This window comes from Rhizobium hidalgonense (assembly GCF_002914525.1).
In the GTDB taxonomy this organism is placed as follows: Bacteria; Pseudomonadota; Alphaproteobacteria; order Rhizobiales; family Rhizobiaceae; genus Rhizobium; species Rhizobium hidalgonense.
In genome coordinates, this window is record NZ_LODW01000051.1 from 54,461 (window position 1) to 75,894 (window position 21,434).

The following is a 21,434-nucleotide window of genomic DNA, read 5'->3' on the forward strand; positions in this document are numbered from 1 at the left end:
AGTCGAGGAGACACCATGACAGAGACATTCGATCCGCGCGCCCTTGCAGCCAGGCTTCACAGTCTGCATCAAGACGCCAGGCAGGAGGCAACGAGCACGTTCGCGCTGCCGGCTGATCTGCATCAGGCCATGGAGGCGCAGAATTTCCTCGCCGCCGCCGAAGGCATTTCCAGCAATGCGTGGAAGGTGACGGTTTCGCCGCAGGGCCAGGCGGTCGCTGCGCCGCTGCATCCCTATGCCGAAGCCGTCTCCGGCGCTGATATTGCCTGGTATCCGGGGCTGAAATTCGAGACCGAGATTGCCGTGCGCCTCGGCAAGGATCTGCCGATCCGCGCAGGCACTGCCTACAGCCGTGCCGAAGTGGTCGAGGCGATCTCCTCCGTCTATCTCGGCGCCGAGCTGCTGGTCAGCGCCATTAAGGAAAGCGGTGCCGTTTCCTTTCTGCTGTTCGTCGCCGACCGCCTCGGCAATAGCGGCTATGTGCTCGGCCCGCAGGTCGAAAAGAGCGCCGTCGACACCGCCGGCGGCACGCCGCTCAAGGTCACCCATGCCGGCTGCATTATCTATGACGGTCCGGCGCAGCATCCGAAGGGGGACGTTCTCACCTGGCTCATCGATTACGCCAATGACGGTCTGCGCCCCGAAACATCGCTGAAGGCAGGCGCGCTGATCACCACGGGCACGTTGAGCGGCGCAATCGAACTGACCGAGCCCGGTGCAATCGACATCCTCTTCGGCGATGTCAGGCTGAGTTTTTCTGTGTCGAAGTCATAATTGACACCGGTTCTGGCTGCGGCCGCGGCCAACCCCAAGGCCGCCTTCACGCCCGGCAGAAATGTTAAGTTGACAATCTAGGTTTAGTTTTGCAGGAACCGGATCCGAGGAGGGCTTATAAACGTCCGGAGCCTTCCCGAACCTGCAGCGCCGAACCTGGAGCAGACCATGCCTTCGTCTTTCCTTGCCCTGTCTGATATCAGCTATGCCATCGGGCCAAGATCCATCCTGCATGGCATCGACCTGACGCTCGAGCAGGGCCGCATCTATGGGCTGGTGGGGCCGAATGGTTCCGGCAAGAGCACGCTTTTGAAGATCATCGCCCGCCAGATCGCACCGAAATCCGGCGCCATCGCCTTCGGCGGCAAGCCGGCGGCTGATTGGGGCGCTCGGGAATTTGCCCGGCACGTCACCTATATGCCGCAATTCACCCCGGCGACCGACGGGATGACCGTGCGCGAACTCGTGGCGCTCGGCCGCTTTCCCTGGCACGGAACGCTCGGCCGCTTCACCGCGACGGATCGCGATATGGTCGAAGAGGCGATCGCCCGCACCGAGCTCGAGGATTTTGCCGATCGTCTCGTCGCCAACATGTCCGGCGGCGAGCGTCAGCGCGCCTGGATCGCCATGATGCTCGCCCAGAATGCCCGCTGCCTGCTGCTCGACGAACCGACATCGGCGCTCGACCTCGCTCATCAGGCAAGCGTTCTCTCGCTGGTGCAGGAGCTCAGCCACGAACGCGGGCTGACCGTCGTCATCGTACTGCACGATATCAATCTTGCCGCCCGCTACTGCGACGCGATCGTCGCGCTCAGCCGCGGCCGGATCAAGGCCGAAGGCACGCCCGCCGAGATCATGCAAGCCGACACGCTGCACTCCATTTTCGGTGTCGGCATGGGTGTCTTCCCGCATCCCGTTCGAAAAGAGCCGGTCAGCTATCTCCTCTAGAGCATGTCGCGCAAAAGTGTGCAGCGGTTTTGCGATAACGACATGCGTAAAAACAAAGACCTAAAGCGCGAGGAGCGAATCTGAAAGATCGCGACGCGCTTTAGGCCGTCGCCTACACCTTCTCGCGAAACATCTCGATGATGGCGGAGAAATCCCGTCCGCCATTGCCCTGCTTTTCGAAGAGCGCAAAAAGCTGCGCAGCCTCGGCACCCATCGGCGTTGACGCACCGCTCGCCAGCGCTGCCTCCTGCGAGAGTCTCAGATCCTTCAGCATCAGCGCCGCGGCAAAACCCGGCTTGTAGCCGTTATTCGCCGGCGACGTCGGCACCGGCCCAGGCACCGGGCAATAGGTATTGATCGCCCAGCACTGGCCTGATGAGGTCGAGGCGACGTCGAACAACGCCTGGTGCGAGAGGCCGAGCTTCTCAGCCAGCACGAAGGCTTCGCAGACGCCGACCATCGAGATGCCGAGGATCATGTTGTTGCAGATCTTCGCCGCCTGGCCGGCGCCCGCCTCGCCGCAATGGACGATCTTCTTGCCCATGGCCTCCAGGATCGGCTTGGCCCTGGCGAAGGCCTCGTCCGAGCCGCCGGCCATGAAGGTCAGCGTGCCGGCGCTCGCCCCGCCGGTGCCGCCGGAGACGGGCGCGTCGAGCGAGAGGCAGCTTGCGGCCTTCGCCATCTCATGCGCCTTGCGGCTGCTCTCGACATCGATCGTCGAGCAATCGATAACCAGCGTGTCCTGTGCCGCGGTCTGCAGAATATCGGTCCAGGCCGTCAGCACATGCCTGCCCTGCGGCAGCATCGTGATGATGACCTCCGCGTCCTTGACCGCCTGACTGGCATGGCTTGCCGCTCTGACGCCGCTCGCCTCGGCCGCCTTCAGCACCGAGGCCGCGAGATCGAAGCCGAGGACCTCGTGACCCGATTTGACGAGATTGGCCGCCATCGGCCCGCCCATGTTGCCGAGGCCGATGAATGCGATCCTTGCCATGGTCTTCTCCTACCTGTTGTCTTCGAGGATCATCGCCGCTGCCTTTTCGGCGATCATGATCGTGGGCGAATTGGTGTTGCCCGAGGTGATCGACGGCATCACCGAGGCGTCGGCGATCCTAAGCTTGCCAAGCGCCCGGAGTTTCAGCCGGGGATCGACGACGCTGTCCCTGTCGGCGCCCATGCGGCAGGTTCCCACCGGATGGAAGATCGTCGTGCCTATCTCGCCCGCCGCCCGCTCCAGATCGGCCTCGGTCTGATAACTCGGCCCGGGCTTAAATTCCTCCGGCCGAAACCTCGCGAACGAAGGCTGCGCGACGATCTTGCGCGTCAAGCGTATTGAACGCACCGCTATGTCACGATCGCGCTGCGTCGAGAGGTATTTCGGACTGATCGTCGGCTGGGCGGCAAAATCCGGGCTCGACAGGTGCACTGAACCTCGGCTTTCCGGCCTCAGATTGCAGACACTCGCGGTGATCGCCGGGAAGGGATGGACAGGATCGCCGAATTTTTCCAGCGAGACCGGCTGCACGTGATATTGCAGGTCGGGCGTTTCCCGGTCCGGGCCGGAGCGGGTGAAGATGCCGAGTTGGCTCGGCGCCATCGCCATCGGCCCGGAGCGTCGGACGAGATATTCGAGCCCGATCGCCGCCTTGCCGATCAGTTTCGTCGCCTTCTCGTTCAGCGTCGGAACGCCCGTCACCTTATAGGCCAGCCGCAGTTGCAGATGGTCCTGCAGGTTCTCGCCGACACCCTTCACCTCCGCGACGACTTCGACGCCCGCTTGGCTGAGAACCTCGCCCCGGCCGATGCCCGACAGCTCCAAAATATGCGGCGAGCCGATCGAACCGGCCGAAAGGATGGTTTCCCTGGTCGCATAAGCGCGTTTCGCCACGCCATCGTGCTGGAATTCTACGCCGGCAACGGCGCCCTCCTCCACCAGCAGCCGCCGGACCTGCGCCTTGATGAGCACGGTCAGGTTGGAGCGCTTCCGTGCCGGGCGCAGGAAGGCCTTGGAGGTGTTCCAGCGAATGCCGGAGCGTTGGTTGACGTCGAAATAGCCGGAGCCCTCGTTGCTGCCGCGGTTGAAATCCCCGGTCTCCGGAATGCCGGCTTCCCTCGCCGCTTGCTGGAAGGCATCGAGCACGGCCCAGCGCACGCGCGCCTTCTCGATCCGCCACTCGCCGCCCGCCCCATGCAGGTCGTCGGCGCCGCGATAAAAATCCTCGGACTTGCGGAAGAAGGGCAGAATGTCGTCCCAGCCCCAGCCGGTGCAGCCCATCTGCCGCCAGAGGTCGTAATCGCGCGCCTGGCCGCGCATGTAGATCATGCCGTTGATCGACGAACAGCCGCCGAGCACCTTGCCGCGGGGATAACTCAGCGCCCGGCCGTTCAATCCCGCTTCCGGCGCTGTGGTAAAGCACCAGTCGGTACGCGGATTGTTGATGCAATAGAGATAGCCCACAGGAATGTGGATCCAGTGGTAATTGTCGCTGCCGCCGGCTTCGAGCAGCAGCACCCGGCTCCTGCCATCGGCCGATAGCCGGTTGGCAAGCACGCAGCCGGCGCTGCCTGCCCCGATGATGATGTAGTCATAACGATCCATGTGCGCCCCGCACGAAGCTCCAGATGCCTGCCGCTTCCCTCCGCCCGCGCTGCGGAAAGAGGAGAGTTCCGCCGTTCAGCGGCGATAGACGAAGCCTAGCTTCCGCCCCAGCCGCGAAGCGTAGAATTCGCCGATGATGCCGCGGCGGAAAATCAGCACGCAGACCATGAAGACGATGCCGGTGATGATCGTCACCGGGAATTCCGAGGTGGCGAGGTAGTTTTCCAGCGCCACGACCAGGCCGGCGCCGAAGAGCGGGCCAATCAGCGTGCCGATGCCGCCGAGCAGCGTCATCAGGATCACCTCGCCCGACATCTGCCAGGCGACGTCGGTGAGAGTCGCGAACTGGAAGACGATCGATTTCACCCCGCCCGCAAGCCCGGCAAGCGCCGCCGACATGACGAAGGCGCCGAGCTTGTAGCGCGCCACGGAATAACCGAGCGAGATCGCCCTCTGCTCGTTTTCGCGGATCGATTTCAGGATCATGCCGAAGGGCGAATTGATGAAACGCCAGATGATCAGCACGCCGATCAGGAAAACCGCCAGCACGAAATAATACATGTTGGTCGAGCTGTTCAGATCGATGAAACCGAAGAGATGGCCGCGCGGCACCGACTGGATGCCGTCCTCGCCTTCGGTAAACTTAGCCTGCAGGCAGAAGAAGAAGAACATTTGAGACAGCGCCAGCGTGATCATCGCGAAATAGATGCCCTGGCGGCGGATCGCAAAGAAACCCATGACGAGGCCGAGAAAGGCGGCCCCCGCCACGCCGATCAGGATGCCGAGTTCCGGCGGCAGGCCCCATGCCTTCACCGTATAGGCGGTGAAATAGGCAGCCCCGCCGAAGAAGGTGGCATGGCCGAAGGAAAGCAGGCCGGTATAGCCGAGCAGCAGATTGAAGGCACAGGCAAAGAGCGCGAAGCAGAGCAGCTTCATCAGAAAGATCGGATAGAAGAAAAACGGCGCCAGCAGCAGAAGCAGCAATCCCACGAGCAGGAAGCCCGCCTGCACCGAAAGGGCGGTGCGACTTCTTTCCGTTCGGATGGTGTCGGTGATGTCGGTCATATCAGGCATCCCGGCCGAAGAGGCCCGCGGGCCTGAGGAGAAGCACGATCGCCATGATGACGAAGATGACGATGTTGGAAGCCTCGGGGTAGAAGACCTTGGTCAGGCCCTCGGCAATGCCGAGCACATAACCGGTGATGATCGCGCCCATGATCGATCCCATGCCGCCGACAACGACCACGGCGAAGACGACGATGATCATGTTCGAGCCCATCAGCGGCGAGACCTGATAGATCGGCGCCGCCAGCACGCCGGCGAAAGCGGCAAGCCCGGCGCCGAGCGCGTAGGTGAGCGTCAGCAGCACCGGCACGTTGACGCCGAAGACTTGCACCAGCACGGCGTTTTCGGTGGCGGCCCTGAGATACGCCCCGAGCTTGGTCTTTTCGATCAGCAGCCAGGTGCCGAGGCAAACGACCAGCGAGACGACGACCACCCAGCCACGGTAGATCGGCAGGAACATGAAGCCGAGATTGGCGCCGCCGGCCAGCGCCGCCGGTGTCGCATAGGGCTGGCCGGAAGAGCCGTAGAGAAAACGGAAGGTGCCTTCGACCGCGAGCGCCATTCCGAAGGTGAAGAGCAGGCCGTAGAGCGGATCGAGATCATAGAGCCGGCGCAGGAACAACCGCTCGATGACGGCGCCGGCAAGGCCGACGATGACGGGCGCCAGGATCAGTGACGGCCAGTAGCCGATGCCGGCATAGGTGAGTAGCAGATAGGCGACGAAGGCGCCGAGCATATATTGCGCGCCATGGGCGAAGTTGATCACCCTGAGCAGGCCGAAAATGATGGCAAGGCCGAGGCTGAGCAGCGCATAGAACGAGCCGTTGATCAGGCCGATCAGCAACTGGCCAAGCAGCGCCTGCAGGGGAATGCCGAAGATCATCGTCATCTGGTCACACTCCCAGAACCTTATGCAGCGTATCCATGCGCTGCGGCAGTTCGCCGACCGGGAATTCCGATACCATCTGCCCATGATCCATCAGATAGAAGCGATCGGCAATACGACTGGCGAAACGGAAATTCTGTTCGACGAGCAGGATCGTCATCCCGCGTCCTTTCAGCGTCTGCAGCACCTCGCCGATGCGCTGGACGATGACGGGCGCGAGCCCCTCGGTCGGTTCGTCGAGAATGAGCAGCCTGACCCCGGTGCGCAGGATCCGGGCGATCGCCAGCATCTGCTGCTCGCCGCCTGATAGTTTGGTGCCCGGACTGCCGCGGCGCTCGTAGAGATTGGGGAAAAGCTCGTAGATCTCGTCGAGCGTCATGCCGCCCTTCGCGACCACAGGCGGCAGCAGCAGGTTTTCCGAAACGGTGAGCGTCGAGAAGATGCCGCGCTCCTCCGGCACGAAGCCGATGCCGCGGTGCGCCGTCTTGTGCAGCGGCACCTGCATCATGTCGCTGCCGGCAAAGCTGATCCTGCCCTTGCGAGCTCGAACGATGCCGGTGATGGTGCGCAGCGTCGTCGTCTTGCCGACGCCGTTGCGGCCGAGAATGGTGATCGTCTCGCCTTCTCCAACCCGCATATCGACGCCGTGCAGCACATGGCTTTCGCCATACCAGGCATTGAGATCCTGGATTTCGAGGAGAGCGGCCATCAATGCTCCTCCGTGCCCATATAAGCCACGCGGACGCGCTCGTCCTGGCTGACGGTGGCGTAATCGCCTTCGGCGAGGATCTCGCCCCGCTGCAGCACGGTCACATGCTGGCAGATATTGGCGACGACGGAGAGATTGTGCTCGACCATCAGCACCGCCCGGTCGCGGGCGACATCGCGGATGATCGCCGAGACGACGCCGACATCCTCCAGCCCCATGCCGGCCATCGGCTCGTCGAGCAGCAGCACCTTCGGGTCCAGCGCCAGCGTCGTGGCGATCTCCAGCACCCGCTTGCGGCCGTAGGAAAGATCGGCGGCGACATGATCGCGCTCCTTGGAAAGCCCGACGCTCGCAAGCAGCTGCTCGGCGCGTTCATTCAGCCGGTCGAGCGCCGACAGCGGCCGCCAGAATTGCGTGGAAAGATTGTTCGGCCGCTGCAGCGCCACGCGCACATTGTCGAGAACGCTCAAATGCGGGAACACCGCCGAGATCTGGAAGGAGCGCACCAGCCCCATGCGCGCCACCCTGTCGGGCGGCGTTCCGGTGATATCGGTGCCCATCAGCGTGATCGAGCCCGATGTCGGCTGCAGGAACTTCGTCAACAAGTTGAAGACCGTCGTCTTGCCGGCGCCGTTCGGGCCGATCAGCGCATGCACGCTGGCATCATGCACGTCGAGATCGACATTCTTGACGGCCGTGAAGCCGCCGAAATCGCGGCGCAGGCCGCGGGCGGATAATACCACCCGCGGCTTTGCCTGAGTTTCAATCGCGGAAACCGCCATCGTGCTTACTTCACCAGATCGCAGCCGCTCTTGGCGGGATCGATATAGGCTTCCTTGCCGGGAATGGTGGCGAGAACGTTGAAGTAATCCCACGGCTCCTTGCTGTCGGCCGGCTTCTTGACCTGCAGCAGGTACATGTCGTGGATCATGCGGCCATTGGCGCCGACCGTGCCGCCGCGGCCGAAGACGTCATCGACCGGCATTTCATGCAGCACCTTGGCGACGGCTTCGGTCTCGTCGGTGCCGGCCTTCTGCACCGCCTTCAGATATTGCGTCACCGCCGAATAGGTGCCGGTATGGATCATATTCGGCATCTTGTTGGTGCGGGCGAAAAACTTCTTGGCGAAGGCGCGGCTTTCGTCGTCGCGGTTCCAGTAGAAACCTTCCGTCAGTGTCAGCCCCTGCGCCGCCTCGAGGCCGAGACCATGGACTTCGGCGAGCGTGAAGAGCAGCGCCGCCAGATGCTGGCCGCCCTGGGTGATGCCGAATTCGGCCGCCTGTTTGATGGCGTTCGAGGTGTCGAGGCCGGCATTGGCAAGGCCGATCACCTTGGCGCCGGACGATTGCGCCTGCAGCAGGAAGGAGGAGAAATCCTGGCTCGACAAGGGATGGCGGACGGCGCCGACGACCGTGCCGCCGCTTGCCTTGACGTAGTCGGTGGTCTGCTGCTCCAGCGAATAGCCGAAGGCATAATCGGCGGTCAGGAAGAACCAGCTGTCGCCACCCTGCTTGACGAGCGCGCCGCCGGTGCCGACCGCCAGCGCATGGGTATCGTAAGCCCAGTGGAAGCCGTAGGGCGAACAGGCCTTGCCGGTCAGATCGGTTGTCGCCGCACCGGTGACGATGTCGATCTTCTTCTTTTCCTTGGCGATCGCCTGCACCGCGAGCGCCACCGAGGAGGTCGTCAATTCCATGATCGCGTCGACCTGCTCGGTGTCATACCACTGGCGGGCGATGTTGGAGGCGATATCGGGCTTGTTCTGGTGGTCGGCATCGACGATCTCCACCGGAACACCCAGCACCTTGCCGCCGAAATCCTCGACTGCCATCTTGGCGGCCTCGACGGAAGATTTGCCGCCAAAATCGGCATAGACGCCCGACTGGTCGTTCAGGATACCGATCTTGACCTTGCCGTCAGCCGCGCTCTGCGCGAGCACCGCTGTGCTGCTCGCAAGCAGAAATGCTACCGATGCAACGAGATTCTTACGCATATTCTCTCCTCCCAGAGATGAGCCAAATTGCGGATCTGTTCAGATTTGGCCAGCCGCACTCCTCAGAACGGCGGACCCTCGCCTTACGATCACGGAAATTCCGCGTCGAAGCAACGGGTGGTTTACAACTAATTCCAAACAGTATCTGTTCGTTTTTGAACAGAGGGGCTCACCATGAGCAATCCACCGCAGTTTACTTGGGACGATCTTCAGTTTTTTCTAGCCGTCGCCCGCACCGGACAGCTGTCGACGGCGGCCCGCCAGCTGCGTTCCAGCCATGCCACGGTTTCGCGGCGCATCGACCGACTGGAATTCACCCTCAAGGTCAAGCTGTTCGAGCGCAATCCGCGCGGCTATGTGCTGACATCAATGGGCACGCGCTTCGTCGAAACGGCCGAGCGGATGGAGCAGGAGACCGAGCGGCTGCGCGCCGACCTTGCCGACGGCTCGATGGCGCAGCGCGGCCTGGTGCGCCTCAGCGCCCCGGAGGGTTTTGCCAATTTCTTCTTCGCCACCGTGCTGCCGCGATTTGCCGCCCAACACCCGCATCTCTCGCTCGAGCTGGTGACGATCCAGCAGATCATGTCGCTGTCGCGCAAGGAGGCAGATCTTTCCGTCGTGCTCGACGAGCCGAAGGGCGGGCCCTATTTCGCTGAGAAGCTGACCGACTATCATTTGCAGATCTACGGCTCGCGCGACTATCTGGCGAAAGCGCCCGGCATTACCTGCCGCGAGGACCTGCTCGAGCATCCCTTCGTCAGCTATATCGAGGAGATGATTTTCGCGCCGGGCCTGGATTACCTCAGCGATGTGCACCCCCGCATCAAGCCGCAGTTCCAGAGTTCCAGCATCTTCGCGCAGCTCACTGCGACCCGAAACGGCCTCGGCCTCTGCATCCTGCCCTATTTCTTCGCCAGCCGTTATCCCGAGCTCGTGCGTGTGCTGCCCCAGGAGATCGACCTCAAGCGCCACTACTGGATCACTTGCCATCGCGACCTGAAACAGGCCCCGCGTGTGCGCGCCGTCATCGACTTTCTGCGCCAGGCCGTGCGCGGCGAGGACGCGCGCTTCGTGCCGCCCTATGTCACGGCCGCCGGCTTGCCGCGCCGGCCGGAAGCCGAGACCTCACCTATTTGAGAAACTCGGCCCGGTGCGGCGTGAAGCTATCGATCAGTCGGCCCTTTTCCAGCGCCTTGACACCATGGACGAGATTGGGAGGCACGATGAAACTGCCGCCTTGGCGGAGCACCTCGGTGCGGCCGTCGATCGTCACTTCGAAACTGCCCTCGGCGACATAACTTGCCTGGATATGCGGATGTGAATGGGCAGCACCGACGGCGCCGCTTTCGAAGGCCACTTCCACCATCATCATCTCGGGCAGATAGGTCATGATCCGCCTGACGACGCCGGGCTCGGGATTGACCCACTCGGCGCCTTCGGCCGATACGAACAGATCGCTTGACGACATTTCCGTCTCCTCGTTCCAGAATCGATCGCGGGCAAAGTGGATCATGCCGACGCATTTGAAAAGATCGCGGTCCCTGTCTTTTCGAGAGGGGCGCCTTTAGTTGACGCGCTCGGCTGGCGGGTCTATGCGACCTTTGATGAGGCAAGCCTGAATGCAAGGGTGAGGAGACGCCGCCATGCAGCATACGCGCGAGGTTTTCGACTGGGCCGACCCGTTCCGCCTGGCGGAACAGCTGACCGACGAAGAGCGCATGGTGCAGGAGACGGCCCATGCCTATGCGCAGGAAAAGCTTGCACCGCGGGTTCTCGACGCCTTCCGCAATGAAAAGACCGATCCCGAAATCTTTCGCGAAATGGGCGCACTCGGCCTTCTCGGCCCGACGATCTCCCCCGATTACGGCGGCGCCGGCCTCGGCTACACCGCCTACGGCCTGATCGCCCGCGAGGTCGAAAGGGTCGACAGCGGTTATCGTTCGATGATGAGCGTGCAGTCCTCGCTGGTCATGGTGCCGATCGAAACCTTCGGCTCCGAAGAGCAGAAGCTCAAATATTTGCCGAGGCTTGCATCCGGCGAATGGATCGGCTGCTTCGGACTGACCGAACCCGACCACGGCTCCGACCCGGGCTCGATGGCGACGCGCGCCAAAAGGGTCGACGGCGGCTATACCCTGACCGGTTCGAAGACCTGGATCTCCAACGCGCCGATCGCCGACGTCTTCGTCGTCTGGGCAAAGACCGAGGATGGCCTGATCCGCGGCTTCATCCTCGAAAAGGGCTGGAAGGGGCTTTCGGCCCCCGCTATCCACGGCAAGGTGGGCTTGCGCGCCTCGATCACCGGCGAAGTGGTGATGGACTCGGTCTTCGTGCCCGAGGAAAATCTTCTGCCTGATGTGACCGGTCTCAAGGGCCCGTTCACCTGCCTCAACTCGGCCCGCTTCGGCATCGCCTGGGGCGCGCTTGGCGCTGCCGAGGATTGTTATGCCAGAGCCCGACAATACACGCTGGAGCGCAAACAGTTCGGCCGGCCGCTTGCCGCCAACCAGCTGATCCAGAGGAAGCTCGCCGACATGGCGGCGGAGATTTCGCTCGGCCTGCAGGGCTGCCTGCGGCTCGGCCGCATGAAAGAGGAAGGCCATCCGCCAGTGGAGCTGACCTCGATCCTCAAGCGCAACAGCTGCGGCAAGGCGCTTGATATCGCGCGCGCTTCCCGCGACATGCTCGGCGGCAACGGCATCTCCGACGAATTCGGCATCGCTCGTCATCTCGTCAACCTCGAAGTGGTCAACACCTATGAGGGCACGCACGACATCCACGCGCTGATCATCGGCCGGGCAATCACCGGCATCGCGGCCTTTGCGAACTAGAGTATGCGTGAAGACCGTGCAGCGGTTTTACGATCAAGAGATTGAAAAAACAAAGACCTAAAGCGTGAGGAGCGAATGCGAAAGGTCGCGACGCGTTTTGGGCCAGCGAAACACGCCGAATTGCCACGCGCCTGACAATGTGCAACCTTCCCTCTGCGGCGCGAGGCCGGCAAAGAGGGGATCGCATGTTTCTGCTTCTTGCATTGCTGATCGGTGTCATTTCAGGCCTTCGCACCATGACCGCGCCGGCCGCCGTCGCCTGGGGCGCAGCACTCGGTTGGTTCGACGTCTCGCAGACGCCGCTTGCCTTCATGGGCTATCGCTGGACACCGTGGATCTTCACGATCCTTGCCGTCATCGAGCTGATCGCCGACCAGCTGCCGTCGACGCCGTCGCGCAAGGTGCCGATGCAATTCGGCGCCCGCATCGTCTCGGGCGCACTCTCGGGTGCCGCGATCGGCGCAGCCAGCAGCCTGCTCTTCGGCGGGCTGATCGCCGGCGTGATCGGCGCCGTCATCGGCACCTATGGTGGCGCCGCCCTTCGCGCCAGGCTTGCCGGCTCATTCGGCAGGGATCTGCCGGCCGCTCTCATCGAGGATGCCGTCGCCGTCATCGGCGCGCTGCTGATCGTGGGAGCCGTGTCATGAAGAGCTTCGACGCCATCGTCATCGGCGCCGGCCAGGCCGGCCCGTCGCTTGCCGCGCGCATGGTCGAAAAGGGCATGAACGTGGCGCTGATCGAGCGCAAATTCCTCGGCGGCACCTGCGTCAATGCCGGCTGCATGCCGACGAAGACGCTGGTGGCCAGCGCCCGCGCCGCCCATGTCGCGAGAAGCGGCGCAGCTTACGGCGTCAATATCCCCGGCGAGATCACCATCGACATGAAGGTGGTGAGAGCCCGGGCCGAAACGGTGACGATGAATGCCCGCAATGGCCTGATCGGCTGGCTCGGCGGCATGGACGGCATGAGCGTGATCTATGGCCATGCCCGTTTCGAGGGCCCGAAGACCGTCAGCGTCAACGGCGAGATGCTAAGCGCGCCGCGCATCTTCCTCAATGTCGGCGCGCGACCCGTCATCCCGGAACTGCCTGGTATCGATGATATCGACTACCTCACCAGCACCTCGATCATCCATCTCGACACGCTGCCGCGGCATCTGGCGGTGATCGGCGGCAGCTACATCGGACTAGAATTCGCGCAGATGTATCGCCGCTTCGGCGCCGACGTCAGCGTCGTCGAGCACGGCCCGAAGCTCGCATCGCGCGAAGACGAGGATATATCCGATGCGATCGCCGACATCCTGCGCGCCGAAGGCATCAACGTCCACACCGATGCCGGCAACATCGCCTTTGCGCACAATGGCCGCGGGGTCAGCGTCGCTGCCGGCTCGGCGACGATCGATGCGAGCCACGTGCTGATCGCCACCGGCCGCAAGCCGAATACCGACGATCTCGGCCTCGATGCCGCCGGCGTCGCCACCGATAAACGCGGTTTCATCACCGTTGACGACAGGCTCGCCACCAATGTCGAGGGCATCTGGGCGCTCGGCGACTGCAATGGCCACGGCGCCTTCACCCACACCTCCTATAATGATTTCGAGATCGCCGCCGCCAACCTCATCGACGGCGAAGACCGCAAACTCTCGAGCCGCATCCCCGCCTATGCGCTCTACATTGATCCGCCGCTCGGCCGCGTCGGGATGACGGAGAAGCAGGCGCGTGCCTCAGGCCGCAGGATCATGGTCTCGACCCGACCGATGAGCCGCGTCGGCCGGGCCAACGAACGCGGCGAGACCAAGGGCTTCATGAAGGTGATTGCCGATGCCGAGACCCAGGAAATCCTTGGCGCGGCGATATTGGGCATCGAGGGCGACGAGGTGATCCACGGTCTTATCGATGCGATGAATGCGGGAACGACCTACCCCGCGCTCAAATGGTCGGTGCCAATCCATCCGACGGTATCGGAGCTGATCCCGACGCTGCTTGGGGATTTGAAGCCAGTTTAGTTGCGCATTGACGCTCCAAGAGTCGAGGCCGGAGACCGCTGGTGTCTATCGAACTGCTGATCGAGAATTACGGCCTGCTGGCGATCTTTCTGGGCGCCGCCTTCGAAGGCGAAACGGCCGCCTTCCTGGGCGGCGTGATTGCCCATCGGGGGCTGCTCACCTATTGGTCGGCCGCGCTTGCGGCCACCGCAGGCTCCTTTGCCGGCGACCAGATGTGGTTTTTCGCCGGCCGGTATGCCGCGCAATGGGGCTTTGTCCGCCGGCTGATGGAAAAGCCGGCGTTGGCACGCGTAACCCACCTTCTGGAAACCTATCCCACAGGCTTCATCCTGGCCTTTCGGTTTCTGGTGGGGCTGCGGACGATCAGCCCTGTTGTCATCGGGACGACGCGCATACCGACCGGAAAATTCGTCGTCTTGAACGCCGTTGCCGCGCTGATCTGGGGGCAATTGTTCACGGCGCTCGGTTACCTCTTCGGACACGGCATCCAGCAGACATTGGGCCACCTTCCCCTTCACCGCCATCTGCTGATCGCCGTCGGAGCCGCAGCGGTCGTCGCAGCCGCGGCTCTTGCCTTTCGCAAAATGATGAAACCGAGCACCGGGCCCTCCTAGAGCCAAGCGGCTCGCCTATTCCATCACGATCTGCAGCTTCACATCGCTCGGCCGCGCTTCGACCGCGCGATCGAATGCTTGGATCGATTCCTCGAATTTGAAGGTCTCCGATATTAGCGGCTTCAGATCGACGCGACCCGATGCCAAAAGCGCGATCGAGCGTTCATACTGGTGCGCGTAGCGGAACACCGTCTCGATGCGGATCTCCTTGGTGGACGCCGTCGAGACGTCGAAGCCGATCGGGTTGACCGGCAGGCCGACGACCACGATGACACCGCCCGGGCGCGGCAGCGCCATGATCGTTTCCCAGGCTTTCGGCGAACCGGAGCATTCGAAGACGACATCGGCGCCCCAACCGTCGGTCAACCTGCCCACTTCTTCGACCAGGTTCGTCTCGCGGATATTGACCGGAATGACGCCCTGGTACTGCGCTGATATATCGAGCTTCGGCTGGGCGAGATCGGCAACGATCGCGCGGGCGCAGCCGCCGGCAAGGGCGGCGATCGCCACCATCGTGCCGATCGGCCCGGCGCCGAGGACGACGGCGGTATCACCGGGCGTTATCTTCGCCTTGCTCGCCGCCTGCATGCCGACGGCGAAAGGTTCGACCATGGCGCCTTCGGCAAAGCTGACATTGTCGGGCAGCTTGAACGTATAATTGGCGGGATGCACCACCTCCGGCGTCAGCACGCCGTGGATCGGCGGCGTCGCCCAAAAGGTGACCGCTGGATCGATATTGTAGAGGCCGAGCCGGCTTGCCTTAGAATTCGGATCGGGAATGCCGGGTTCCATGCAGACGCGGTCGCCGACGTTCAAATGGGTGACGCCGGCCCCGATCTCGACCACCGTGCCGGCCGCCTCATGGCCGAGCACCATCGGCGCGTTGACGACGAAGGGGCCGATCTTGCCGTGCGTATAATAATGCACATCGGAGCCGCAGACGCCGACTGTGTGAATCCTGATCTTCACCTCGCCGGGGCCGGTTTCAAGCGGCAGATCGATATCGCGAAGGGTTAGCTCATGCTGGCGTTCCAGCACCAGTGCACGGACTTTGGTCATGATCGGTTTCCTCCCTATGGCCCCGGCAATTCATCGAGCGCCGTTGAAGCGACTATAAGACCGTCAGGGGTGGCAGTTCAATTGCATCATGCAGGCTTTTGCTCGACATATGATGAAATGCCCATTTTCCATAACCCGAAAGATTTTCATTCCTAGACCTCTGTATGATTTCAGCCGAAGTCGTCGGGGAGTACATTCTTATTGCGAGTTCCCTGGCAATGAGGACAGGCAAAGAGATGAAGAACGATCGTGACGATGTTGGCGGAAATCGGTCTTACGGTCCGACGATAGCAAGGTTATTCCGGGACTTCTGGCACCGGCTCGTGAAGCCGATCGCCGCGCTCCCGAGAGACAGTCAGCCAACGCCGGTACGCGTAACCATAAAGACAAGGGATCGAAATCACCCTCGGCAGCGTTATTAGAGCGGTTCAGGTTTTCACGGAAGCGCTGAACCGCTCTAAGTTTTGTTTTTACGCAATTCCGGACGGAAAACCGCTTCACACTTTTCCTGGAATTGCTCTGGATGCGCCGGCATGGCGTTACGGAAGCATGACGGCACCGGGTACCATGCGGATCGGCGAGATAAGGAAGACCATCATGAAGTCGATCGTGTCGTTCTGCCTGTTCGCATCCCTTCTCTTCGCGGCAAACGAGGCGTCTGCGGCCCTCGAACTGGCATCGCTCCCGCCGCAGCAGCAGGCAGAAAAGCTGGTGCCGGCCAATCTCGAACTCACCTTCCCCGGGCCTGTCGATCTTGCCCGCTCGACGGCCATCCTGCTGGATGCTGAAGGGACGGCGCTTCCCACAGGCAAGCCATTTCTCTCCGGCGATGAAGGATCCGTGTTCAAGATCCCACTCGATCCCTCAATGCCGCCAGGCCTCTATACGCTCGACTGGCGCGTGCACTCGATGGACGGCCGTAGCGCCGAAGGTCAGTACCAGTTCCGGGTCGATCCCTAGCCTTCGCGCTTCGGCGGCATAAAAGCATTTATAAGATTTTTATATTGATGCGGTTCCGGCCGTCTCGAACCTTTATGCGCTTCGGCTCCATATTGACCTCCGAGAGATCGACAAGATCATCTCCACGCCAGAAAGCATGAATGACGACACCCAGGCAGGGTGCGCGCCCTTTGTCTTGTCTGACTCCCAGAAAACAACCGGAGTCGATCATGATGGATATCATCCTACTCGGCACGGCGATCATATTCTTCGCGCTGTGCTTTGCCTACACCCGCGTCTGCGACAGGCTTTGACAAGGAAACGACGATGACCCTCGACTATGTCCTGAGCGGTGCCGTGACCGTGTTTCTCACCGTCTACCTCACCTACGCTCTGCTGCGTCCAGAACGCTTCTGAAAAGAACTGGCGCTTCCGAGGTCGCGCAGGCGCGACCCGGAAGCAGCCGGCTATTGAAAGTTACCCCAATGACCCTCAACGGATGGCTTCAGATCCTGCTTTACTGCGGGATCGTCCTCGCGCTCGTCAAGCCGCTCGGCGGTTACATGACGCGTGTCTATAGCGGCGAGCGCACTTTCCTCTCACCGGTCCTCGTTCCGATCGAACGCGGACTTTATGCCATTGCCGGCACTAGCGAAGGCGAGGATCAGCATTGGACCTCCTATGCCTTCGCCATGTTGATGTTCAACCTGCTCGGCGTTCTCGTCCTCTACGCGCTCCTTCGGCTGCAGGATATCCTGCCCTATAATCCGGCCGGCATGGCCGCCGTCCCGCCGGAGCTTGCCTTTAATACCGCCGTCAGCTTTCCCACAAATACCAACTGGCAGAATTACGGCGGCGAAAGCACCATGTCGTATCTCTCCCAGATGGCCGGCTTCACGGTGCAGAACTTCCTCTCGGCCGCCACCGGCATGGCCATCGCCGTCGCCTTCATCCGTGCCTTCGCGCGCGCATCCGGCAAGGCGATCGGCAATTTCTGGGTCGATATGATCCGCGGCACACTCTACATCCTGCTGCCGATCTGCATCGTGCTGACGCTGGTCTTCGTCTATCTCGGCGTACCGCAGACGCTCGGACCCTATGTCGATGCCACGACGCTGGAAGGCGCCAAGCAGACGATTGCGGTCGGCCCCGTCGCCTCGCAGCTGGCGATCAAGATGCTCGGCACCAATGGCGGCGGCTTCTTCAACGCCAATTCCGCCCATCCGTTCGAAAACCCCGATGCGATCTCCAATCTCATCCAGATGGTCTCGATCTTCGCGATCGGCGCGGCTTTGACCAACGTCTTCGGCCGCATGGTCGGCAACCAGCGCCAGGGCTGGGCGATCCTCGCGACGATGGGCGTCCTGTTTCTTGCCGGTGTCATCGTCACCTACTGGGCGGAGGCCGCCGGCAGCCCGCTGATGCATGCCTTCGGCCTTGGCGGCGGCAATATGGAAGGCAAGGAAGTCCGCTTCGGCGTCGCCCTGTCCTCGCTGTTTGCGGTCATCACCACGGCGGCCTCCTGCGGCGCGGTCAACGCGATGCACGGCTCGTTCACCGCGCTTGGCGGCCTGATCCCGCTGATCAACATGCAGCTCGGCGAAATCATCGTCGGCGGTGTCGGCGCGGGTTTCTACGGCATCCTGCTGTTCATCATCGTCGCCGTCTTCGTTGCCGGTCTGATGGTCGGCCGCACCCCGGAATATCTCGGCAAGAAGATCGAGGCGAAAGAGATGAAGATGGCCGTTCTCGCCATCCTCTGCCTGCCGCTCGCCATGCTGGTCTTTACCGCAATCGCAAGCGTCCTTCCGCGCGCCGTCGCTTCGGTCAGCACCGCCGGCCCGCACGGCTTCTCCGAAATCCTCTATGCCTATACCTCGGCTGCGGCCAATAACGGCTCGGCTTTCGGCGGCCTGACCGGCAATACGCCCTGGTACAACGTGACGCTCGGCATCGGCATGCTGATGGGCCGCTTCCTGGTGATCATCCCTGCCCTTGCCATCGCCGGCTCGCTGATTGCCAAGAAAGCGGTTCCGGCCTCGGCGGGCACCTTCCCGACCGACGGGCCGCTCTTCGTCGGCCTGCTCGTCGGCACGATCCTGATCGTCGGCGGCCTGACCTTCTTTCCGGCCCTGGCGCTCGGCCCCATCGTCGAGCACCTGGTCATGATCGCCGGCCAGACCTTCTGAGGCGACGCCTTGACGCTCCGTCACAAGTTTCCTCCGCCATCCTCGTTTCAAAGCTGGAGTCTCTTATGAGCCAGGCAAAATCCGCGAGTATCATCGATAGTCGCATCCTCCTTCCGGCCGTCGGCGCCGCCTTCAAGAAGCTCGATCCGCGCGCCCTTGCCAGAAACCCGGTCATGTTCGTGGTCGCTACGGTCTCGGTGCTGACCACCGTGCTCTTCCTGCGCGATCTCGTGGTCGGCAACGGCGATCTCGGCTTTTCCTTCCAGATCAATCTCTGGCTCTGGTTCACCGTGCTCTTTGCCAATTTCGCCGAAGCCGTCGCCGAAGGCCGCGGCAAGGCGCAGGCCGATTCGCTGCGCAGGGCGCGCACCGAAACTCAGGCCAAACTGCTGACCGCCCACAATGGCCGCGACTACCGCATGGTGCCGGGCACCAGCCTCAAGGTCGGTGACATCGTGTTCGTCGAGGCCGGCGATATCATTCCCTCGGACGGCGAGGTCATCGAAGGGGTGGCCTCGGTCAACGAAGCGGCAATCACCGGTGAATCCGCCCCGGTCATCCGCGAATCCGGCGGCGACCGCTCGGCGGTCACCGGCGGTACGCAGGTGCTGTCCGACTGGATCCGGGTGCGCATCACGGCGGCGGCCGGTTCCACCTTCCTCGACCGGATGATCTCGCTCGTCGAAGGCGCCGAACGCCAGAAGACGCCGAACGAGATCGCGCTCAACATCCTGCTCGCCGGCATGACGCTGATCTTCGTGCTCGCCACCGCGACGATCCCGAGTTTTGCCAGTTATGCCGGCGGTTCGATCCCGATCATCGTGCTGGTTGCCCTCTTCGTCACGCTGATCCCGACGACGATCGGTGCGCTGCTGTCGGCGATCGGCATTGCCGGCATGGACCGCCTCGTTCGCTTCAACGTGCTCGCCATGTCCGGCCGCGCCGTCGAAGCCGCCGGCGACGTCGACACGCTGCTGCTCGACAAGACGGGCACGATCACCCTCGGCAATCGCCAGGCGACGAGTTTCCGGCCGGTGCGCGGCATTTCCGAACAAGACCTCGCCGATGCCGCCCAGCTCGCCTCGCTTGCCGACGAAACGCCTGAGGGACGCTCCATCGTCGTGCTCGCCAAGGAGAAATATGCCATCCGCGGCCGCGACATGGCGAGCCTCAAGGCCACCTTCGTGCCCTTCGCCGCCCAAACCCGCATGAGCGGCGTCGATCTCGAAGGCGCCTCGATCCGCAAGGGTGCGGTCGATGCGGTGCTCGCCTATGTCAACGGCGACGCATCCTCGAAGAACGGCAGCGAGGTCGTGCGCGAGTTGCAGTCGATATCGGACGAGGTCGCCAAATCAGGCGGCACACCGCTGGCGGTCGCCCGCGACGGCAGGCTGCTCGGCGTCATCCAGCTGAAGGATATCGTCAAGGGCGGCATCCGCGAGCGCTTCACCGAGCTTCGCCGCATGGGCATCCGCACGGTGATGATCACCGGCGACAATCCGCTGACGGCAGCCGCCATCGCCGCCGAAGCCGGCGTCGACGATTTCCTCGCCCAGGCGACGCCGGAGATGAAGCTGGCGCTGATGCGCGAGGAACAGTCCAAGGGCAAGCTCGTCGCCATGTGCGGCGATGGCACCAACGATGCGCCGGCGCTGGCCCAGGCCGATGTCGGCGTCGCCATGAATACCGGCACGGTCGCCGCCCGCGAGGCCGGCAACATGGTCGACCTCGATAGCGACCCGACGAAGCTGATCGAGATCGTCGAGATCGGCAAGCAGTTGTTGATGACACGTGGCGCGCTGACGACCTTTTCGATCGCCAACGACATCGCCAAATATTTCGCCATCATCCCGGCGATGTTCCTGACCTTTTACCCGCAGCTCGGCGTGCTCAACGTCATGGGGCTGTCGACGCCGCAAAGCGCCATTCTCTCGGCGATCATCTTCAACGCGCTGATCATCATCGCGCTGATCCCGCTGTCGCTGAAGGGCGTGCGCTACCGGCCGATCGGCGCCGGCGCGCTTCTGTCGCGCAACCTGCTGATTTACGGCCTCGGCGGCATCATCGTCCCCTTCATCGGCATCAAGGCGATCGACATGACCGTCGCAGCCCTCGGCCTCGCCTGAATACGCAAGGAGCAAGAGCAATGTTTAGAGAATTTCGCCCGGCGATCGTCATGATCGTCGCCACCACTGCAATCACCGGCCTTCTTTATCCGCTCGCCATGACGGGTGCTGCCCAGGCGCTCTTTCCCAACCAGGCGAGTGGCAGCCTGATCGAGAAGAATGGCCAGGTGATCGGCTCGACGCTGATCGGCCAGGCCTTCACCACAGACAAATATTTCCACGGCCGCCCCTCGGCTGCCGGCGACGGCTACAATGCCGCCGCCTCCAGCGGCTCCAACCTCGGCCCGACCAGCCAGAAGCTGATCGACCGCGTCAAGGCCGACTATGAAGCCGCCAAGGCGACGAACCCGAATGCCGAGGTGCCCGCCGACCTCGTCACCGCGTCTGGCAGCGGCCTCGATCCCGATATTTCGCCGGAGGCCGCCTATTTCCAGGTGCCCCGCGTCGCCAAGGCACGAGGTGTGGAGGAGGCCAAGGTCAAGGCGCTGGTCGACGGCGCGGTTCACGACCGCGAACTCGGCATATTGGGCGAGCCGACCGTCAATGTTCTGGCGTTGAACCAGAGCCTTGATGCTTCTATGACTGAGTGAATTTGGCGGGTTCAATGTGGGTTTGGCGACAAGGCCAACCCCTCGGGCGCGACCCGAGGATCCATGCCACAGCTACCGGTGGGTGCCGTGGGGATGCTCGGCTCAAG

21 protein-coding genes are annotated in these 21,434 nt (G+C 62.7%); 12 read left to right on the forward strand and 9 right to left on the reverse strand.

Going from position 1 to position 21,434, the window contains the following annotated elements:
* The first annotated feature begins 15 nt into the window (after positions 1-15).
* Complete coding sequence (locus ATY29_RS13740; RefSeq protein ID WP_097536667.1) at positions 16-774, forward strand: fumarylacetoacetate hydrolase family protein; 759 nt, start codon at positions 16-18, stop codon at positions 772-774.
* 168 nt (positions 775-942) lie between these two features.
* A complete protein-coding gene (locus ATY29_RS13745) occupies positions 943-1,722 on the forward strand; it encodes an ABC transporter ATP-binding protein (protein ID WP_097536668.1) in 780 nt (259 codons plus the stop codon).
* A gap of 112 nt (positions 1,723-1,834) precedes the next feature.
* Here ATY29_RS13745 and mmsB read toward each other — a convergent pair whose 3' ends face one another.
* The 7 genes from mmsB to ATY29_RS13780 all read right to left on the reverse strand — a co-directional run bounded on the left by mmsB (position 1,835) and on the right by ATY29_RS13780 (position 8,974).
* Positions 1,835-2,716 carry a 3-hydroxyisobutyrate dehydrogenase gene (gene mmsB, locus ATY29_RS13750; protein WP_003563999.1) on the reverse strand — a complete coding sequence of 294 codons (882 nt, stop codon included), beginning with the start codon at positions 2,714-2,716 and terminating at the stop codon, positions 1,835-1,837.
* A 9-nt stretch (positions 2,717-2,725) separates the two neighbouring features.
* Complete coding sequence (locus ATY29_RS13755) at positions 2,726-4,321, reverse strand: GMC family oxidoreductase (RefSeq protein ID WP_097536669.1); 1,596 nt, start codon at positions 4,319-4,321, stop codon at positions 2,726-2,728.
* 75 nt (positions 4,322-4,396) lie between these two features.
* Positions 4,397-5,386, reverse strand: a complete 990-nt coding sequence (locus tag ATY29_RS13760; RefSeq protein ID WP_097536670.1) for a branched-chain amino acid ABC transporter permease — start codon at positions 5,384-5,386, stop codon at positions 4,397-4,399.
* Between the two features lies 1 nt (position 5,387).
* The gene (locus ATY29_RS13765) at positions 5,388-6,275 is read right to left on the reverse strand and encodes a branched-chain amino acid ABC transporter permease (protein ID WP_097536671.1); all 888 of its coding nucleotides are present in this window, start codon (positions 6,273-6,275) and stop codon (positions 5,388-5,390) included.
* 4 nt (positions 6,276-6,279) lie between these two features.
* Positions 6,280-6,981 (reverse strand): ABC transporter ATP-binding protein, encoded by a 702-nt coding sequence (locus tag ATY29_RS13770; protein ID WP_003564003.1) that lies wholly within the window; start codon positions 6,979-6,981, stop codon positions 6,280-6,282.
* Positions 6,981-7,763, reverse strand: coding sequence for an ABC transporter ATP-binding protein (locus tag ATY29_RS13775; RefSeq protein WP_003564004.1), 783 nt, complete (start codon positions 7,761-7,763; stop codon positions 6,981-6,983). Before ATY29_RS13775 ends, ATY29_RS13770 begins: the two co-directional genes overlap by 1 nt.
* Positions 7,764-7,768: 5 nt before the next feature.
* Positions 7,769-8,974: an ABC transporter substrate-binding protein gene (locus ATY29_RS13780; RefSeq protein ID WP_097536672.1), complete on the reverse strand. Its 1,206-nt coding sequence runs from the start codon at positions 8,972-8,974 to the stop codon at positions 7,769-7,771.
* 174 nt (positions 8,975-9,148) lie between these two features.
* Here ATY29_RS13780 and ATY29_RS13785 point away from each other — a divergent pair, with 174 nt between their 5' ends.
* Positions 9,149-10,111: a LysR family transcriptional regulator gene (locus ATY29_RS13785; RefSeq protein WP_003564006.1), complete on the forward strand. Its 963-nt coding sequence runs from the start codon at positions 9,149-9,151 to the stop codon at positions 10,109-10,111.
* Here the strand turns inward: ATY29_RS13785 and ATY29_RS13790 are convergent.
* On the reverse strand, positions 10,104-10,442 hold the full coding sequence (locus ATY29_RS13790; protein ID WP_003564008.1) for a cupin domain-containing protein: 339 nt from the start codon (positions 10,440-10,442) through the stop codon (positions 10,104-10,106). The two genes, ATY29_RS13785 and ATY29_RS13790, sit on opposite strands and share 8 nt — an antisense overlap.
* Positions 10,443-10,617: 175 nt before the next feature.
* Between ATY29_RS13790 and ATY29_RS13795 the strand changes: the two genes are divergently transcribed.
* From ATY29_RS13795 to ATY29_RS13810, 4 genes are all read left to right on the forward strand, one after another.
* Positions 10,618-11,805 carry an acyl-CoA dehydrogenase gene (locus ATY29_RS13795; RefSeq protein ID WP_097536673.1) on the forward strand — a complete coding sequence of 396 codons (1,188 nt, stop codon included), beginning with the start codon at positions 10,618-10,620 and terminating at the stop codon, positions 11,803-11,805.
* Between the two features lie 185 nt (positions 11,806-11,990).
* Positions 11,991-12,452: a membrane protein gene (locus ATY29_RS13800; protein WP_025418933.1), complete on the forward strand. Its 462-nt coding sequence runs from the start codon at positions 11,991-11,993 to the stop codon at positions 12,450-12,452.
* A complete protein-coding gene (locus tag ATY29_RS13805) occupies positions 12,449-13,810 on the forward strand; it encodes an FAD-containing oxidoreductase (RefSeq protein WP_097536674.1) in 1,362 nt (453 codons plus the stop codon). Before ATY29_RS13800 ends, ATY29_RS13805 begins: the two co-directional genes overlap by 4 nt.
* 41 nt (positions 13,811-13,851) lie before the next feature.
* Positions 13,852-14,424 carry a DedA family protein gene (locus tag ATY29_RS13810; protein ID WP_097536675.1) on the forward strand — a complete coding sequence of 191 codons (573 nt, stop codon included), beginning with the start codon at positions 13,852-13,854 and terminating at the stop codon, positions 14,422-14,424.
* Between the two features lie 15 nt (positions 14,425-14,439).
* Here ATY29_RS13810 and ATY29_RS13815 read toward each other — a convergent pair whose 3' ends face one another.
* Entirely contained in the window at positions 14,440-15,483 is a 1,044-nt protein-coding gene (locus ATY29_RS13815) for an NAD(P)-dependent alcohol dehydrogenase (protein WP_003564018.1), read from the reverse strand.
* 597 nt (positions 15,484-16,080) lie between these two features.
* Between ATY29_RS13815 and ATY29_RS13825 the strand changes: the two genes are divergently transcribed.
* The 5 genes from ATY29_RS13825 to kdpC all read left to right on the forward strand — a co-directional run bounded on the left by ATY29_RS13825 (position 16,081) and on the right by kdpC (position 21,327).
* Entirely contained in the window at positions 16,081-16,443 is a 363-nt protein-coding gene (locus ATY29_RS13825; RefSeq protein ID WP_003564020.1) for a copper resistance CopC family protein, read from the forward strand.
* 306 nt (positions 16,444-16,749) lie between these two features.
* Positions 16,750-16,839, forward strand: coding sequence for a K(+)-transporting ATPase subunit F (locus ATY29_RS13835; protein WP_003547774.1), 90 nt, complete (start codon positions 16,750-16,752; stop codon positions 16,837-16,839).
* A 68-nt stretch (positions 16,840-16,907) separates the two neighbouring features.
* The gene (kdpA, locus tag ATY29_RS13840; RefSeq protein WP_025418936.1) at positions 16,908-18,611 is read left to right on the forward strand and encodes a potassium-transporting ATPase subunit KdpA; all 1,704 of its coding nucleotides are present in this window, start codon (positions 16,908-16,910) and stop codon (positions 18,609-18,611) included.
* A gap of 65 nt (positions 18,612-18,676) precedes the next feature.
* The gene (gene kdpB, locus ATY29_RS13845) at positions 18,677-20,737 is read left to right on the forward strand and encodes a potassium-transporting ATPase subunit KdpB (RefSeq protein WP_097536676.1); all 2,061 of its coding nucleotides are present in this window, start codon (positions 18,677-18,679) and stop codon (positions 20,735-20,737) included.
* A 20-nt stretch (positions 20,738-20,757) separates the two neighbouring features.
* Positions 20,758-21,327, forward strand: coding sequence for a potassium-transporting ATPase subunit KdpC (gene kdpC / locus ATY29_RS13850; protein ID WP_097536677.1), 570 nt, complete (start codon positions 20,758-20,760; stop codon positions 21,325-21,327).
* The last annotated feature ends 107 nt before the right edge of the window (positions 21,328-21,434 follow it).

What these genes read in the sequence shown, in the direction of transcription:
- ATY29_RS13740 (WP_097536667.1), top strand. Translation starts at nt 16, where the DNA reads ATGACAGAGACATTCGATCCGCGCGCCCTTGCAGCCAGGCTTCACAGT.
- ATY29_RS13745 (WP_097536668.1), top strand. Translation starts at nt 943, where the DNA reads ATGCCTTCGTCTTTCCTTGCCCTGTCTGATATCAGCTATGCCATCGGG.
- mmsB (WP_003563999.1), bottom strand. Translation starts at nt 2,716, where the DNA reads ATGGCAAGGATCGCATTCATCGGCCTCGGCAACATGGGCGGGCCGATG.
- ATY29_RS13755 (WP_097536669.1), bottom strand. Translation starts at nt 4,321, where the DNA reads ATGGATCGTTATGACTACATCATCATCGGGGCAGGCAGCGCCGGCTGC.
- ATY29_RS13760 (WP_097536670.1), bottom strand. Translation starts at nt 5,386, where the DNA reads ATGACCGACATCACCGACACCATCCGAACGGAAAGAAGTCGCACCGCC.
- ATY29_RS13765 (WP_097536671.1), bottom strand. Translation starts at nt 6,275, where the DNA reads ATGACGATGATCTTCGGCATTCCCCTGCAGGCGCTGCTTGGCCAGTTG.
- ATY29_RS13770 (WP_003564003.1), bottom strand. Translation starts at nt 6,981, where the DNA reads ATGGCCGCTCTCCTCGAAATCCAGGATCTCAATGCCTGGTATGGCGAA.
- ATY29_RS13775 (WP_003564004.1), bottom strand. Translation starts at nt 7,763, where the DNA reads ATGGCGGTTTCCGCGATTGAAACTCAGGCAAAGCCGCGGGTGGTATTA.
- ATY29_RS13780 (WP_097536672.1), bottom strand. Translation starts at nt 8,974, where the DNA reads ATGCGTAAGAATCTCGTTGCATCGGTAGCATTTCTGCTTGCGAGCAGC.
- ATY29_RS13785 (WP_003564006.1), top strand. Translation starts at nt 9,149, where the DNA reads ATGAGCAATCCACCGCAGTTTACTTGGGACGATCTTCAGTTTTTTCTA.
- ATY29_RS13790 (WP_003564008.1), bottom strand. Translation starts at nt 10,442, where the DNA reads ATGTCGTCAAGCGATCTGTTCGTATCGGCCGAAGGCGCCGAGTGGGTC.
- ATY29_RS13795 (WP_097536673.1), top strand. Translation starts at nt 10,618, where the DNA reads ATGCAGCATACGCGCGAGGTTTTCGACTGGGCCGACCCGTTCCGCCTG.
- ATY29_RS13800 (WP_025418933.1), top strand. Translation starts at nt 11,991, where the DNA reads ATGTTTCTGCTTCTTGCATTGCTGATCGGTGTCATTTCAGGCCTTCGC.
- ATY29_RS13805 (WP_097536674.1), top strand. Translation starts at nt 12,449, where the DNA reads ATGAAGAGCTTCGACGCCATCGTCATCGGCGCCGGCCAGGCCGGCCCG.
- ATY29_RS13815 (WP_003564018.1), bottom strand. Translation starts at nt 15,483, where the DNA reads ATGACCAAAGTCCGTGCACTGGTGCTGGAACGCCAGCATGAGCTAACC.
- ATY29_RS13825 (WP_003564020.1), top strand. Translation starts at nt 16,081, where the DNA reads ATGAAGTCGATCGTGTCGTTCTGCCTGTTCGCATCCCTTCTCTTCGCG.
- ATY29_RS13835 (WP_003547774.1), top strand. Translation starts at nt 16,750, where the DNA reads ATGACCCTCGACTATGTCCTGAGCGGTGCCGTGACCGTGTTTCTCACC.
- kdpA (WP_025418936.1), top strand. Translation starts at nt 16,908, where the DNA reads ATGACCCTCAACGGATGGCTTCAGATCCTGCTTTACTGCGGGATCGTC.
- kdpB (WP_097536676.1), top strand. Translation starts at nt 18,677, where the DNA reads ATGAGCCAGGCAAAATCCGCGAGTATCATCGATAGTCGCATCCTCCTT.
- kdpC (WP_097536677.1), top strand. Translation starts at nt 20,758, where the DNA reads ATGTTTAGAGAATTTCGCCCGGCGATCGTCATGATCGTCGCCACCACT.